General features: G+C 61.2%; 13 protein-coding genes. 1 reads left to right on the top strand and 12 read right to left on the bottom strand.

The features are described from left to right. Nucleotides 1-76: 76 nt before the first annotated feature. Entirely contained in the window at nucleotides 77-2,848 is a 2,772-nt protein-coding gene (gene secA / locus A9404_RS11075; RefSeq protein ID WP_066101535.1) for a preprotein translocase subunit SecA, read from the bottom strand. A 287-nt stretch (nucleotides 2,849-3,135) separates the two neighbouring features. On the opposite strand from secA, the gene A9404_RS11070 reads away from it, so the two are divergent. Then, entirely contained in the window at nucleotides 3,136-3,624 is a 489-nt protein-coding gene (locus A9404_RS11070; protein WP_066101533.1) for a DciA family protein, read from the top strand. A 46-nt stretch (nucleotides 3,625-3,670) separates the two neighbouring features. Here the strand turns inward: A9404_RS11070 and lpxC are convergent, their stop codons facing one another. From lpxC to hflK, 11 genes are all read right to left on the bottom strand, one after another. Continuing rightward, nucleotides 3,671-4,588 carry a UDP-3-O-acyl-N-acetylglucosamine deacetylase gene (gene lpxC, locus A9404_RS11065; protein ID WP_066101529.1) on the bottom strand — a complete coding sequence of 306 codons (918 nt, stop codon included), beginning with the start codon at nucleotides 4,586-4,588 and terminating at the stop codon, nucleotides 3,671-3,673. A gap of 268 nt (nucleotides 4,589-4,856) precedes the next feature. Beyond that, nucleotides 4,857-6,746, bottom strand: coding sequence for a molecular chaperone HtpG (gene htpG / locus A9404_RS11060; protein WP_066101527.1), 1,890 nt, complete (start codon nucleotides 6,744-6,746; stop codon nucleotides 4,857-4,859). Nucleotides 6,747-6,900: 154 nt separating this feature from the next. Beyond that, nucleotides 6,901-7,248, bottom strand: coding sequence for a 50S ribosomal protein L19 (gene rplS / locus A9404_RS11055; RefSeq protein WP_066101524.1), 348 nt, complete (start codon nucleotides 7,246-7,248; stop codon nucleotides 6,901-6,903). 15 nt (nucleotides 7,249-7,263) lie between these two features. Beyond that, on the bottom strand, nucleotides 7,264-8,010 hold the full coding sequence (gene trmD, locus A9404_RS11050; protein ID WP_066101521.1) for a tRNA (guanosine(37)-N1)-methyltransferase TrmD: 747 nt from the start codon (nucleotides 8,008-8,010) through the stop codon (nucleotides 7,264-7,266). A gap of 17 nt (nucleotides 8,011-8,027) precedes the next feature. Beyond that, a complete protein-coding gene (gene rimM, locus A9404_RS11045; protein WP_231880908.1) occupies nucleotides 8,028-8,567 on the bottom strand; it encodes a ribosome maturation factor RimM in 540 nt (179 codons plus the stop codon). Nucleotides 8,568-8,573: 6 nt separating this feature from the next. After that, nucleotides 8,574-8,834 carry a 30S ribosomal protein S16 gene (gene rpsP, locus A9404_RS11040; RefSeq protein ID WP_066101518.1) on the bottom strand — a complete coding sequence of 87 codons (261 nt, stop codon included), beginning with the start codon at nucleotides 8,832-8,834 and terminating at the stop codon, nucleotides 8,574-8,576. Nucleotides 8,835-9,040: 206 nt separating this feature from the next. Beyond that, the gene (locus tag A9404_RS11035) at nucleotides 9,041-10,360 is read right to left on the bottom strand and encodes an adenylosuccinate synthase (RefSeq protein ID WP_066101516.1); all 1,320 of its coding nucleotides are present in this window, start codon (nucleotides 10,358-10,360) and stop codon (nucleotides 9,041-9,043) included. Beyond that, nucleotides 10,353-11,552 carry an ATP phosphoribosyltransferase regulatory subunit gene (locus tag A9404_RS11030; protein WP_066101513.1) on the bottom strand — a complete coding sequence of 400 codons (1,200 nt, stop codon included), beginning with the start codon at nucleotides 11,550-11,552 and terminating at the stop codon, nucleotides 10,353-10,355. Before A9404_RS11030 ends, A9404_RS11035 begins: the two co-directional genes overlap by 8 nt. A gap of 56 nt (nucleotides 11,553-11,608) precedes the next feature. Next, entirely contained in the window at nucleotides 11,609-11,797 is a 189-nt protein-coding gene (locus A9404_RS11025) for a DUF2065 domain-containing protein (RefSeq protein WP_066101511.1), read from the bottom strand. A 36-nt stretch (nucleotides 11,798-11,833) separates the two neighbouring features. Next, a complete protein-coding gene (hflC, locus tag A9404_RS11020) occupies nucleotides 11,834-12,745 on the bottom strand; it encodes a protease modulator HflC (RefSeq protein WP_066101508.1) in 912 nt (303 codons plus the stop codon). After that, on the bottom strand, nucleotides 12,742-13,890 hold the full coding sequence (hflK, locus tag A9404_RS11015) for an FtsH protease activity modulator HflK (protein ID WP_066101505.1): 1,149 nt from the start codon (nucleotides 13,888-13,890) through the stop codon (nucleotides 12,742-12,744). The genes hflC and hflK overlap by 4 nt, the downstream gene beginning before the upstream one ends. Nucleotides 13,891-13,940 lie beyond the last annotated feature (50 nt).

Genomic DNA, 13,940 nt, shown 5'->3' with positions numbered 1-13,940 from the left:
TCCGTTCAGCAAACCACGAAAAAATACCACAGGTTTCATGACGAAACCCGGACACGGTCCAGTCGGACCGCGGTGATCAGCTCAGCTTTCCGTGGCAATACTTGTATTTCTTGCCCGAACCGCACCAGCAGGGCTCGTTGCGCCCAATCTTGGGTTCGGCTCGGGCCGGTGCGGCAGCCGACGGCTCGGGTGCGGCGTTGCGCTCCGTCTCTCCCCCATACCCCGTCGCACTGTCATGCCGCAACTGCAACCGACTTTCGTCGACCTGCTGCGCCTCGACGACCTCGTCCAGCATGTCGTCGAGAACCGCCTCGCCCATTTCGGGGTTCGGGGCGATCGACAGGCGACTGAGAATCTTGACCACGTCGAGGTTGATCTCGTCGAGCATCCGACTGAACATTTCGAAGGCTTCGCGCTTGTACTCCTGGGTCGGATTCTTTTGCGCGTAGCCCCGCAGCCCGATGCTCTGGCGCAGGTAATCCATGGCCGCCAGATGCTCTTTCCAGTGCGCATCCAGCACCTGCAGCAATATTCCTTTCTCGAACTGACGCAGGGATTCCGCACCGGCGAGGGTTTCCTTGAGGGCGTAATCTTCTTCCAGCGCAGCAATCACCTTCTCCAGCAGAGATTCGGCATGCAGATCCTTGTCGGCATCCAGCCACGCCTGAATGGGCAACGCCTGGCCGAACTTCTCGGAGAGGGCCTCGGTCAGGCCCGGCACATCCCACTGCTCTTCCAGGGCATCGAACGGAATGTATTTGGTGAAGACGTCGGTCAGCACCTCGCGGCGCATCGGCACGACGATGGCCACGGTATCGGTGGCCGCCATCACGGCACGACGCTGGTCGTAGATGACCTTGCGCTGCTCGTTGGCAACGTTGTCGTAATCCAGCAGATGCTTGCGCTGATCGAAGTTGTGGCCTTCGACCTTGCGCTGGGCGTTCTCGATGGCCCGGGTCACCCAGGGATGCTCGATCGCCTCGCCGGCCTGCATGCCCAGCTTCTTCATCAGTCCTGCGACCCGGTCGGAGGCGAACACGCGCATGAGATTGTCTTCCAGTGACAGGAAGAAGCGGGTCGAGCCCGGATCGCCCTGTCGGCCCGAACGACCGCGCAGCTGATTGTCGACCCGCCGCGACTCATGACGCTCGGTACCGACCACGTGCAGACCGCCCGCCGCGAGTGCCGCTTCGTGGCGCGCCTGCCAGGCGGCCTTCACCTGCGCCTTCTCCGCTTCGCTGATCTCGCCACCGAGCGCCAGCAGCTCCTGCTCGAGGTTACCCCCCAGCACGATGTCGGTGCCCCGGCCGGCCATGTTGGTCGCGATGGTGACCGCACCGGGGCGCCCCGCTTCAGCGATGATCTCGGCTTCCCGTTCATGATGCTTGGCGTTGAGGACGTTGTGCTCGATGCCGAAACGGGTCAGCGCCGCAGAGACGATCTCCGAGGATTCGATGGATGCCGTACCCACGAGGGTCGGCTGGTTGCGCTCCCGGGCGGCCAGCACGTCCTTGGCGATCGCTTCGTATTTTTCCGCCTGCGTCAGGAAGACGAGATCCCCGTGGTCGATCCGCTGTACCGGACGGTTGGTCGGAATCTGCACGACCTCGAGGTTGTAGATCTCCGCCAGTTCTCGGGCTTCGGTATCGGCCGTACCCGTCATGCCCGACAGCTTCTTGTACAGGCGGAAATAGTTCTGGAACGTGATGGACGCCAAGGTCTGGTTTTCGGCCTGAATCGGCACCCCTTCCTTGGCCTCGACGGCCTGATGCAGCCCCTCCGACCAACGACGACCCGCCAGGGTCCGGCCGGTGAATTCGTCGACGATGATGACCTCGTTGTCGCGCACGATGTACTCGACGTTCCGCCGATAGATCGCATGGGCCCGCAGCGCCGCATTCAGATGGCTGAGCAGCATGATGTTGTGGGCGTCGTACAGCGAATCGCCCTCTTCCAGCAGGCCGATCTGGATCAGCAGGCTCTCGGCACGCTCGAAACCCTGTTCGGTAAGGAACACCTGCTTGTTCTTCTCGTCGACGGTGAAGTCGCCCCGTTCGTCGTCGGTCAGCGGCGGCTCGTCGTCCTTCGGTTCCTCGCGCGCCTGGCGCTTCAGTTCCGGCATCAGGCCGTTGATCTTCTGGTAGGTTTCCGAGGAATCGGCCGCCGGACCGGAGATGATCAGCGGGGTGCGCGCCTCGTCGATGAGGATCGAGTCCACTTCGTCGACAATGGCGTAGACCAGCTCGCGCTGCATGACGTTGTCCGGGCTGAAGGCCATGTTGTCGCGCAGGTAGTCGAAGCCCAGTTCATTGTTGGTCGCGTAGGTCACGTCGCAGCGGTAGGCATCGTACTTGCTCCGCTGGTCCATCTCCGGCACCACGATCCCCACGCTCAAACCCAGCGCATTGTACAAGCGGCCCATCCATTCGGCGTCGCGGCGGGCCAGATAGTCGTTTACCGTGACCACATGGACACCCTGACGCGTCAAGGCATTCAAATACACGGCCAGGGTCGCCACCAGGGTCTTGCCTTCACCGGTGCGCATTTCGGCGATCTTGCCCTGATGCAAGGCCATGCCGCCAATCAGCTGTACGTCGAAATGGCGCATGCCCAGCACGCGGCTACTCATTTCCCGACATACCGCAAAGGCCTCGGGGAGCAGCTGATCCAGCGTCTCCCCACCCTGCCAGCGCTGGTAGAACTCGTCCGTCTTGGCCCGTAGCGCCTCGTCGCTCAGGGACTGCATCTGAGGTTCGAGGGCGTTGATCTCCGCCACTCTTTGACGCATCTGCTTGATGACCCGGTCATTACGGGTACCAAAAATCTTCCGGACGATACTTGAGATCATGAACACAAATTTCCGCTTGAATTAAGTAAGGCGGGCCGTGGGCGCGAATACTGCCGCGCATCCTGACTTGACCCGCCGCGTGCAAATCGCTTGGAATGGTACGGTAGATACGCCTTAATTGGTAGGGAAGACAACCGATTCCGCGGCAGCCCAGGCCTCGAACGCGATGATCGACAACGGTTGAACCCCGCCGCATCGCTCCCCGGGCCACCGGATCTTATAACGCGGAAATGTTCCCGCTCCGTTACACTGGGATCACCCCGTCGACAATTGTGGATGCGACCCCGATGAAACCCTTCCAGTTCCCCGCCATCCGACCGATTGCCGAGCGCGCAGGGCTGATCCGGATGTTCAACCTGCTGCTGCAGGAGTCACTCCCCAATCACCTTGTCGGGCGGGTGCAGGTGCTCAATCTTCGCGCGGACACCCTGGTACTGGGCGTGGATCACGGATCCCTGGCCACCCAGGCACGGTTCCAGTCCGGTCAGTGGCTGAACCAACTCAATCTGGCCGCTCAGGCGTACCCGAGACTCCCGAAACTGACCGGCATCGAGATCCGGATCAACGCGGAGCCACCCCTGAAAAAATTGCGGCGCCCCGGCCTACCACCTGATGCGGAGACGCGGCAGGCATTGCTCAATCTGGCGGCCTCGGAACCGGATCCGAAACTTGCCGAGGCCATGCGGCGACTCGCACAAGTGCGGAACCAGCGCCGGCACACAACCGTCCCCGCCGACGAATCGTCCGAGCGATCAACCCGTTCGGACGAAGCATAAAAAAGGCCCCAAAGCGGGGCCTTTTTTCGCAGGATGATGCGGGCGTTCAACTCGCCATTTGCGCCACGGGACGGGCAAAGGATACCGGCGGCATTTCCTCCCGCTCGAAGGTAATGCGCTCGTACGCATCCTCCTGGGCCAACAGGGTGCGCAGCAACTGATTGTTCAGGTAATGCCCCGACTTGTGCCCGGTGAAGGCGCCGATCACGCTGCACCCCAGCAGGTAGAGATCGCCGATCGCATCCAGGATCTTGTGCTTGACGAACTCGTCGCCATAACGCAACCCGTCCTCGTTCAGGATGTGCGAGTCGCCGACGACGATGGCGTTGTCCACGCTCCCCCCCAAGGCGAGATTGCGTTGACGCATCATTTCCAGATCGCGCATGAAACCGAATGTCCGCGCCCGAGCCACCTCCTTGACGAAGGTCGTGGACGAAAAGTCGATCTCGGCCAGCCGTGCGGAATCCGCCAGCGCGGGGTGGTTGAAGTCGATCGACATGGCGACTCGGAAACCGTCATGCGGATCGAAACGCACCCAGCGATCGCCGTCGACGACCTCGACCGGCTTGAGGATACGGATGAACTGCTTGGGCGCATCCTGCTCCTCGATACCGGCGGACTGGATCAGAAACACGAAGGGACTGGCGCTGCCATCCATGATCGGCATTTCCGGTCCATCGATCTCCACATGACAATTGTCGATGCCCAGGCCGGCCAAGGCCGACATGAGGTGCTCCACCGTGGAAATCCGGGTCCCATTCTTTACGAGGGTCGTGGACAGCTGGGTTTCGCCGACATTGAAGGCATGCCCGCCGATATCGACCGGTTCGTCCAGATCGACCCGGTGAAACATGATCCCGGTATCCGGAGCAGCCGGGCGCAAGGTCAACCGCACCTGCTCGCCAGTATGCAGGCCGATGCCCGTCGCACGAATGCTATTTCTCAACGTTCGCTGGTGAACCAAGACACAACCCCATGACAAAATTATTAACCGATTATCGCACGGACATCCTCGGACAAGAATGCCTGAATTTGCCGATTGTACAAAACCCGAACAAAATCATAGCCCGTCTCAATCGATATTCGGCTAATGATAAGCCCGTCAAAGCAAAATAATAAATTCCGGGCACAATTGCCAGCACTGCTTGAGATGCCCCCATTCCCCGATAAAAGAAACGGTCGCCGTTGCATTGACGCAGCGGCGACCGTCACTCCGCTCAACGCGCGATTGATCAGGCCAACAATCGATTCAGACGCGTCACGAAATCTGCCGCATCACTCAGATGCCCGCCTTCCGCCAGCATCGCCTGCCCGAGGAGGACGCGTGCCACGTCCTCGAAGCGCGCCTCATCCTGCTCGGCCGCCGCACGCTGCAACAACCGATGCACGGGATTGATCTCCAGAATCGGCTTGACCACAGGCGCCTGCTGCCCGGCTTCCTTCAGCAGACGCTGAAGATGCAGACTCATTTCCTCTTCCGTGGTCACGAGACAGGCGGGCGAATCCACCAGACGCTTGGACACACGCACATCGTCCACCTGATCGGACAGCGCCTTCTTGAGGCGATCGACCAGCGCATCCTGGGTTTCCTTGGCCTCCGGCGTCTCCGCCTCGGTCGACTCATCCAATGACAACTCGGCCCGGGTGCCGGACTTCAACTTCTTGCCGGAGAATTCCGTCAACTGGGACATCAGCCATTCGTCGATCCGATCCCACAACAGCAACACCTCGATGCCTTTCTTACGGAAAATCTCGAGATGCGGCGACGCCATCGCGGCGGCATAGGAATCGGCGATGATGTAGTAGATCTCGTCCTGACCTTCCTGCATCCGGCCAATCGCGTCGCCCAGGCTGACGTTTTGCGTATCGTTGCCGCCCTGGGTGGACGCGAAGCGCAACAGACCGGCAATCTGCTCGCGGTTGCCGAAATCTTCGCCGACACCTTCCTTCAGCACCTGACCGAAGGTGGACCAGAATTTCGCATACTTCTCGGCATCGTTGGTCGCCATCTGCTCCAGCATGCCCAGTACGCGCTTCACGGAACCCTGACGGATCGTATCGAGAATCCGGTTGGACTGGAGGATTTCCCGCGACACGTTCAACGGCAGGTCGGCGGAATCGATCACCCCGCGCACAAAACGCAGGTAGCGCGGCATGAGTTTTTCCGCGTCGTCCATGATGAACACGCGCTTCACATACAGCTTCACGCCCTGCTTCGATTCGCGATCCCAGAGATCGAACGGCGCACGTGCAGGCAGATACAGCAAGGAGGTGTACTCGGTCTTGCCTTCCACCTTGTTGTGCGACCACGCCAGGGGGGCCTCCCAGTCGTGACCGACATGTTTGTAGAACTCGGTGTATTCCTCGTCGGAGATCTCGGATTTCGGGCGCGCCCAGAGTGCCTGCGCGTCGTTCACCCGCTCCCACACCGGGGCATCGATCACCGTTTCCTCATTATCGGAGTCCGGCGCCGGTGGCGTCTGCGGCTTCAGCATCTCGACGGGGAAGGTGATGTGATCCGAATACTTGCGGATCACGGAGCGCAGGCGCCAGTCATTGGCGAAATCCTGATGATCGTCGCGCAGATGCAGGACGATCTTCGTCCCACGCTCCGACACATCCACGGTCTCGAGGGTGTATTCGCCCTCGCCCTGCGAGGTCCAGCGGATGCCGTGCTCCTTGCCGGTGCCGGCCCGGCGGGTCGTCAACACCACTTCCTTGGCCACGATGAAGGCGGAGTAGAAACCTACCCCGAACTGACCAATCTGCTGAAGGTCCTTGGACTGATCCTGACCCAGCTTCTGCACGAAGGCCTTGGTGCCGGAACGGGCGATCGTGCCGATATTCTGGATGACCTCATCCCGGTTCATGCCGATACCGTTGTCGCTGATGGTCACCGTCTTGGCGTTTTCGTCGAATTCCACCCGAATCCGCAGGGACTCGTCCCCCTCGTAAAGCGCTTCGTCGGAAATCGCCTCGAAACGCAGCTTGTCGCAGGCATCAGAGGCGTTGGACACCAACTCCCGAAGAAATATCTCGGGATTGGAGTACAACGAGTGAATCATCAACTGCAGCAGTTCTTTGACTTCGGTTTGGAAACCATGAGTTTCAGGCTGGCTCATAGAATGAACATCTCCGTCGGGAAGGATAAAAGCAAAAAAACACCCCAGCGTTTTGTGGACGCCGGGGTGTTTTTCAAGAGGGGGCCTTGCGGATTCGTCGCATCGACACCCGCTGGGGGCGTGACCGGCAGGGCCGATCGACGCCCGATATGGATCAGGCCAGCTTTTCGCGAATACGGGCCTTCTTGCCGGTCAGGCCGCGCAGATAGTACAGCTTCGCACGACGGACGTCGCCGCGACGCTTCACTTCAATGGAGGCGATTGCCGGGCTGTACGTCTGGAACACACGCTCCAGGCCTTCGCCATAGGAGATCTTGCGTACCGTAAAGGCAGAGTTCAGGCCGCGGTTACGCTTGGCAATCACCACACCTTCGAAGGCCTGGAGACGCTCGCGATCACCTTCCTTCACCTTGACCTGAACGACGACCGTGTCGCCGGGGCCGAACGCCGGGACGTCGCGCGTCATCTGCTCGGCTTCGATCTGCTGAATGATATTGCTCATAACTTAACCCACCTACTAAACGTTCGTTGCGGCAGAATGAAGCCATTCTGCGGTCAATAATGCGCGCGCTCGATCGTCGAGGCCACGCTGATAAAAAAGATCCGGCCGTGCATCGGCGGTTGCTCGCAACCGCTGCCGTTCGCGCCAGTCATCGATCGCGCGATGATCGCCCGACGTCAGTACCGGCGGCACACCCTGCCCCCGCCAGTTGTCCGGCCGGGTGTAGTGCGGGTGGTCGAGCAAGGCCTCCTCGAAGGAGTCCTGCTCGACGGACGCCGCATCACCCAGCACACCCGGCAGTCGTCTGGCCACGGCGTCGATCACGACCATGGCGCCCAACTCGCCACCCGACAACACGTAATCGCCGATCGAAACCTGCTCGTCGACCATCGCATCGATCACGCGTTGATCGATGCCCTCATACCGACCGCACACCAGAATCAGACCCGCCGTTTCCGAGAAGGCCTGAACCGCTGCCCGGTCAAGCCGCCGCCCCTGAGGCGACATCAGAACCACCCGTGCGCCTGGTGCGCGACGCCTGGCTTCGGTGATCGCCGCCGCCAGCGTCTCGGGGATCATCAGCATTCCCGGACCGCCGCCAAAGGGGCGATCATCGACCGTGCGGTGCCGATTCACGGCAAAGTCGCGCGGCGACACCGTATCCACCGTCAGGGCACCCGTCCCGATGGCCACCCGCGGCATGCCGCTCTCGCCGACCGCTGCCACCAGCTCCGGAAACAGGGTGACCACCGTGATGTGCATCCCGAGACGCTCGTCGTCTAGAAATCCGGATCCCAGTCCACCAGGATACGGCGCTGGTCCAGATCGATCATTACCAGAACCTGATCCGGGATGAACGGGATCAAACGCTCCCGATCACCCTGAACGACCAGCACATCGTTGGCGCCCGTCTCGATCAGATCCTCAACGACACCAAAATCCTGTCCATCCACATGCACGACCCGGCACCCGACCAGATCGCGCCAGAAATATTCGCCCTTGCCTGCCTTGGGCAGATCGCTCGCAGCCACCGTGATCCGCATGCCGGTCAGTGCTTCCGCCTGGGTTCGATCATCGATCCCCTGCAACTTGGCCACGATCCCCTTGCTTTGCGGGGAATAGCGCGCAACGTTCACCCAGCGCCCTGGATTCGTCGCCGAATCCGAATCGAGATACCAACGCGTGTAACGCTGGATCCCATCCTCGGGCCGGGTATGGGAGGTCACCCAGAACCACCCCTTCACGCCATAGGCCCGCCCGATTTCACCGACAACGACCGGATCTTCCGGGCAGGCATCCATGGCAAGCGAACCCGTCACGGGGTATTAGACAGCCGCGGCCTGCTTGCTGTTTTCACGCAAGAGGGCAGCCACGCGATCGCTCGGCTGCGCGCCCTGGCCAACCCAGTGCTCCAAACGCTCCAGATTGACCTGCAGACGAACTTCCGCACCGCGGGCCACCGGGTTGAAGAAACCAACACGCTCGATATATGCACCGCTGTCACGCGCGTTACGCTTGTCGGTGACCACCAGGTGGTAGAACGGGCGCTTCTTGGCGCCACTGCGAGCTAAACGGATCGATACCATGTGTCATTTATCCTGTTTCAAGGGGGCGGACGAAAAACCACACCGCGCCTTTTCAAAATTCAAGGCGCGTGATTTTACGCAAGTTTTTACAAAAATAAAGCGTTGCTTGAAAAAAGATTCAAACAACGTCGAAATTCCGTGGTGGAAAGTCCACCACTCAGCCGTGCGGCACGCCCATCGAGGGGAACCGGCACGGTACGCCAAAATCAGGCGTCGTAGGGATCACGCAGAACGATGGTCTCGTCCCGATCCGGTCCAGTGGAAATGATGTCGACCGGAACACCGGCGAGCTCCTCGATACGGCGGATGTATTGCCGGGCGTTTTCCGGCAAGCCTTCCAGACTGCGCACACCCACCGTCGACGTCTGCCAACCCGGCATTTCCTCGTAGACCGGCACGCAGCGCGCATAGGTTTCCGCACTGAGCGGCGCCGTGCTGACCGGTTGACCATCCAGTTCATAGCCGACGCAGATACTGATCTTGTCGATACCATCCAGCACGTCGAGCTTGGTCAGGCACAGACCGGAAATACTGTTGATCTCGACGGCCCGGCGCAGTGCCACGGCATCGAACCAGCCGCAACGACGCTGACGACCGGTCGTCGCGCCGAACTCCTTGCCCCGGGTGCCGAGATGCTTACCCACCGAGTCACCCACATCCAGCGCCGCGTCGTATTCAAGCTCCGTCGGGAACGGGCCAGCACCCACGCGGGTCGTGTACGCCTTGGTGATGCCGAGCACGTAATCCAGCCCCAGAGGGCCAATGCCCGATCCGGTCGATGCACCGCCGGCCGTGGTATTGGACGAGGTGACATAGGGATAGGTGCCGTGGTCGATATCCAGAAGCGTGCCCTGGGCCCCTTCGAACATCAGGTTTGCCCCGGCCCGCTTCATCTCCGCCAGACGCGCCGGCACATCACCGACCATCGGCGCCAGGATCTCGGCCTGCGCCAGTACCTCATCCAGCACCTGCTGGAAGTCGACGGTATCGGTGTGGAAGTAATTGCGCAGGACGAAATTGTGGTAGTCCAGCACCTCGCCCAGCTTCGATGCCAGACGCTCGCGGTGGAAGACATCCTCCAGGCGAATCGCCCGGCGCGCCACCTTGTCCTCGTAAGCCGGACCGATTCCCCGGCCCGTGGTACCGATCTTGGCGGCCCCGCGCGCCTGTTCGCGTGCCTGGTCCAAAGCCACATGATAGGGCAGGATCAGCGGGCAGGCTTCCGAAAGCATCAGGCGTTCGCGCGCCGGCACGCCACTCGCCTCGAGCTGAGTCATCTCCTTGATCAACGCATCGGGAGACAACACGACGCCGTTGCCGATCAGGCACAGGACATTCTCGCGCAACACGCCCGACGGGATGAGGTGCAGGACGGTTTTCTTGCCCTCAATGACCAGCGTATGGCCGGCATTATGCCCGCCCTGATAGCGGACGACCGCCTGCGCGGACTCCGTCAGAAGATCGACGATCTTCCCCTTGCCCTCGTCCCCCCACTGGGATCCGAGCACAACAACACTTCTACCCATGATTGGTATCACCCACTAACTGCCATAAATTCTGTGTTGCCTCGGTGCCCGGGACCAACCTGGCCGCAGCGCCCTCCGGAGGACGATTCGTCATGACCACCCGTCGGCCTTCAGCCCTCAGACGCGCCACCTCGCGCATCAATGCCTCGTCGTCATAACGGGCCGGCGCATAGATGGCGACCGGTGCCGGCGCATCCGCCGTGAAGAATCGCAAAAGGTCGCGCACATCCGTCGAGAAGCCGGTTGCCGGGCGGGCGCGTCCGAAAGCCTCGCCGATGTCGTCGTAACGACCGCCGCGCGCAATTTCTCGACCGAGCCCCTCAACATAGGCCGCAAATACGAGACCGGTCTGATAGTGATAACCGTGCAGCTCGGAAAGATCGATCAATACCGTGACGACGGGGAAACGGCGTTCGATGAGCTCGGCGATCATACGCAACCGGGCCAATGCCTGCTTCATCGCCTCGTTGAGCACCGGACGCAAACGCGCCTCGGCCTCGGCCAGTGTTTCCGCCCAGGCGCCGTGCAGGTCGCACAACGCGAGCAAGCCCTGGCGGTATTCCGTCGCCAGGTCCAGATCGGCAAGAAGGCCGTCCATCTCGGTTGCCGCCTTGCGCTGCAGCGCATCGCGCACGGCGTCTTCGGCATGCTCGCTCAAACCGGCTGCCGCAGCCAACTCGCCAAACAGATCGACGTGCCCCAGATCGAGCACCAGCGCATCCACGCCAGCCGTCTGCAGGAGATCGAGCATCAGCGTGATGATTTCCAGATCACCCTCGACCTCCGCAACCCCATAAAGCTCGGCACCGAGCTGCATCGGGGTACGACTACCGCCAAACCCGTCGGGACGCGCCCGTACGACCGTGCCGATATAGCAAAGCCGCCGCTCAGCTTCGGTCTTCATGCTGTGCGCATCGATCCGGGCGATCTGGGGCGTCATGTCCGCCCGCAGACCCAACTGGCGACCAGTCAGCCCGTCGGTCATCTTGAGCGTATCCAGCGTCAGAGCCTCTCCAGCGCCCACGAGCAGGGAGTCGACAAACTCGACCAGCGGCGGGACAACCAGATCATAACCGGCGACTTCGAAGCGGCGGAGCAGCACGGCGCGCAAGCGCTCGATGCGGCGCGTCTGGTCTGGCAACAGCTCGTCGATACCGGCCGGCAGGGCCCAGCGCGAGGTTTTGTGCGACATGAAAAAATCCTATTCAGCGACGGGGCCCGACCCCGTCTGACAATACGAATACATAATTAACGGTGCGCCAGGCTCAGCAGGACGACGCCCGCAAGCAAGGCGACCAGCGCGATCGAACGCAGCACACCGTCCGGCGTACTGGCCATCTGCAAGGCCATCGCCCGGTAACGACGGGGGCTGATGAACGGCAACAAGGCCTCGACGATCAAGACCAGCCCGATGACCTGCAACCAAAGATGATCCAAACGTCCGACTCCTGAAACGGGCCTGTGCTGCCGGGATCAGTGCTTGGCTGCCGATCCCCCGTGTCCCGACTCGGCAGCGCCCGGCTGCCCCGGCGCACGGAAATACTGGAAGAACGGGGTATCCGGATTCAGGACGAACGTGCTGTCCCCCTGATCGAAGGCCTTCTTGTAGGCTTCGAGACTCCGGTAGAAGTCGAAGAAGCCGGGATCAGCCGTGTAGGCCTCGGCGTAGGTCTTGGCGGCCTGGGCATCCCCCTCGCCGCGAATCTTGGCCGCCTGACGGTTCGCTTCGGCCAGAATCACCTCGCGTTGACGGTCCGCATCGGCGGTGATCTTCTTGGCCTGCTCCTCGCCGCGCGAGCGTATCGACTGGGCCACGGCAAAACGCTCTTTCTCCATCCGGGCATACACCGACTTGCGGACTTCCTGCGGCAGCTCGATCTGCATGATGCGGACGTCCGTGATCTCGATGCCCAGGCCATGGATGTCCTTGTTCGTGACATCGATCACATGGCGCATGAACAGATCGCGATCCCCGGAGACCACCTCGTTCAGCGTCAGGCTTGAAATCTGACTTTTCATGCTGTCCCGGACAATCTGATCCATCCGGTTCATCGCGATCCGCTCCTCGCCACGCGTCGCGCGGTAGAAATCGGCCGGATTCACGATGCGCCACTTGATGTAGTAGTCGACGATCAGGTTCTTCTTTTCGCTGGTCAGGAAGCGCTCGGGCTGCGAAGTCATCGTCAGGACGCGCTTGTCGAACAGGCGGACGCTGTTGATGAACGGAATCTTGAAGTGCAGACCGGGATCGAAGCCCTCCTGGACAATCTCGCCCAGGCGGAATTCCAGCGCCGTCTGATACTGTTTGACCTGGAAGGTGGCGGTCGACAGGAGGAACACCGCCACCACGACAACGGGCAGAATCACGCGATTGATGATGTTCATGGCGCGCTCCTCGTACGCAGATCGCTGCGGCTATCGTTGGTCACGGTACTGCGCGAGAGCGACGTATCGTCCGGGGACGGCAGGGAAGGCAGCGGCAGAATGGCATTGTCCGCCGGCGTGACCGGTTTCACCGGCTTCTTGCTGGCAGCAGAAGTCCGGTCGCCCAACGGCAGATAGAACACGTTGTTGGATTTGCCGGAATCGAGAATCACGCTCCGGTTCTTGCTCAAGATATCCCCCATGGCATCGAGGTACATGCGCTCTCGCGTCAGCTCGGGCGCCAGTCGATAGGATTTCAGCAGCAACTCGAACCGTGCCGCCTCACCCAATGCTGCATTGATCACCTTGGACTGATAGCCCTTGGCCTGCTCGTCGATCTGGGCGGCATCGCCGCGCGCGCGCGGCACGACCTGATTGGCATACGCCGAGGCCTCGCTGATATAGCGTTGCTCGTCCTCGCGGGCGCGAATCGCATCCTCAAAGGCGGGTTGAACGGCTTCCGGCGGCTGAATGTCCTGCAGGTTGACCGACTGCACCTTCAGACCGGTGTCGTAGCCGTTAAGCAGATCCTGCATCCGATCGCGCACGAGACTGGCGATCTCGCTTCGCCCTTCCGTCAGGACGTAGTCCATCTTCTTGGAGCCGACCACTTCGCGGATCGCGCTCTGCATGACGTCGGACAGTGTGCCGTCTGGATCGCGAACGTTGAACAGGTACTTGACCGGATCGTTGATCACGAACTGACTGCTGATCTTGACCTCGACGATGTTCTCGTCGTTGGTCAGCGAAGACATCTTCAGCTGCTTGTCGCGAAACTCATCCACGTTCACCTTGACCACCGACGCGATCGGGTAAGGCAGATGCCAGTGCGGCCCTGCCCCCGTCGTTTCGGTGTATTTACCGAACTGCAGCACGATACCGCGCTGACCGGCATCAATGGTGTAGACCCCGGAGAACATCCAGGCGGCAAACGCCAGAACGGCAATCCCTGCCAGGGCCTTTCCGCCGCCCGCGCCACCCATGGCGCCGCCGAATTTCTTCTGTAGACGTTCGATCGCATCGTCGATATTGGGCGGCTTGCCGCCACGGCGGGGATTGGACCAAGGATCGTTATCCTTGCCACCGCCGGGTTCATTCCAGGCCATGGGCACTACTCCGGGGATAATCGGGGGAACCGATTGGACAGGTTTCAAAA

This window comes from Halothiobacillus diazotrophicus (genome assembly GCF_001663815.1).
Taxonomy (GTDB): Bacteria; Pseudomonadota; Gammaproteobacteria; order Halothiobacillales; family Halothiobacillaceae; genus Halothiobacillus; species Halothiobacillus diazotrophicus.
Note: the sequence above shows the minus strand (reverse complement) of the source record. Positions and strands in the feature narration are given on the sequence as shown.

Excerpts from the sequence above, each read along its gene's own strand:
- secA (WP_066101535.1), bottom strand. The coding sequence starts at position 2,848 with ATGATCTCAAGTATCGTCCGGAAGATTTTTGGTACCCGTAATGACCGG.
- A9404_RS11070 (WP_066101533.1), top strand. The coding sequence starts at position 3,136 with ATGAAACCCTTCCAGTTCCCCGCCATCCGACCGATTGCCGAGCGCGCA.
- htpG (WP_066101527.1), bottom strand. The coding sequence starts at position 6,746 with ATGAGCCAGCCTGAAACTCATGGTTTCCAAACCGAAGTCAAAGAACTG.
- rplS (WP_066101524.1), bottom strand. The coding sequence starts at position 7,248 with ATGAGCAATATCATTCAGCAGATCGAAGCCGAGCAGATGACGCGCGAC.
- trmD (WP_066101521.1), bottom strand. The coding sequence starts at position 8,010 with ATGCACATCACGGTGGTCACCCTGTTTCCGGAGCTGGTGGCAGCGGTC.
- rpsP (WP_066101518.1), bottom strand. The coding sequence starts at position 8,834 with ATGGTATCGATCCGTTTAGCTCGCAGTGGCGCCAAGAAGCGCCCGTTC.
- A9404_RS11035 (WP_066101516.1), bottom strand. The coding sequence starts at position 10,360 with ATGGGTAGAAGTGTTGTTGTGCTCGGATCCCAGTGGGGGGACGAGGGC.
- A9404_RS11030 (WP_066101513.1), bottom strand. The coding sequence starts at position 11,552 with ATGTCGCACAAAACCTCGCGCTGGGCCCTGCCGGCCGGTATCGACGAG.
- hflC (WP_066101508.1), bottom strand. The coding sequence starts at position 12,745 with ATGAACATCATCAATCGCGTGATTCTGCCCGTTGTCGTGGTGGCGGTG.
- hflK (WP_066101505.1), bottom strand. The coding sequence starts at position 13,890 with ATGGCCTGGAATGAACCCGGCGGTGGCAAGGATAACGATCCTTGGTCC.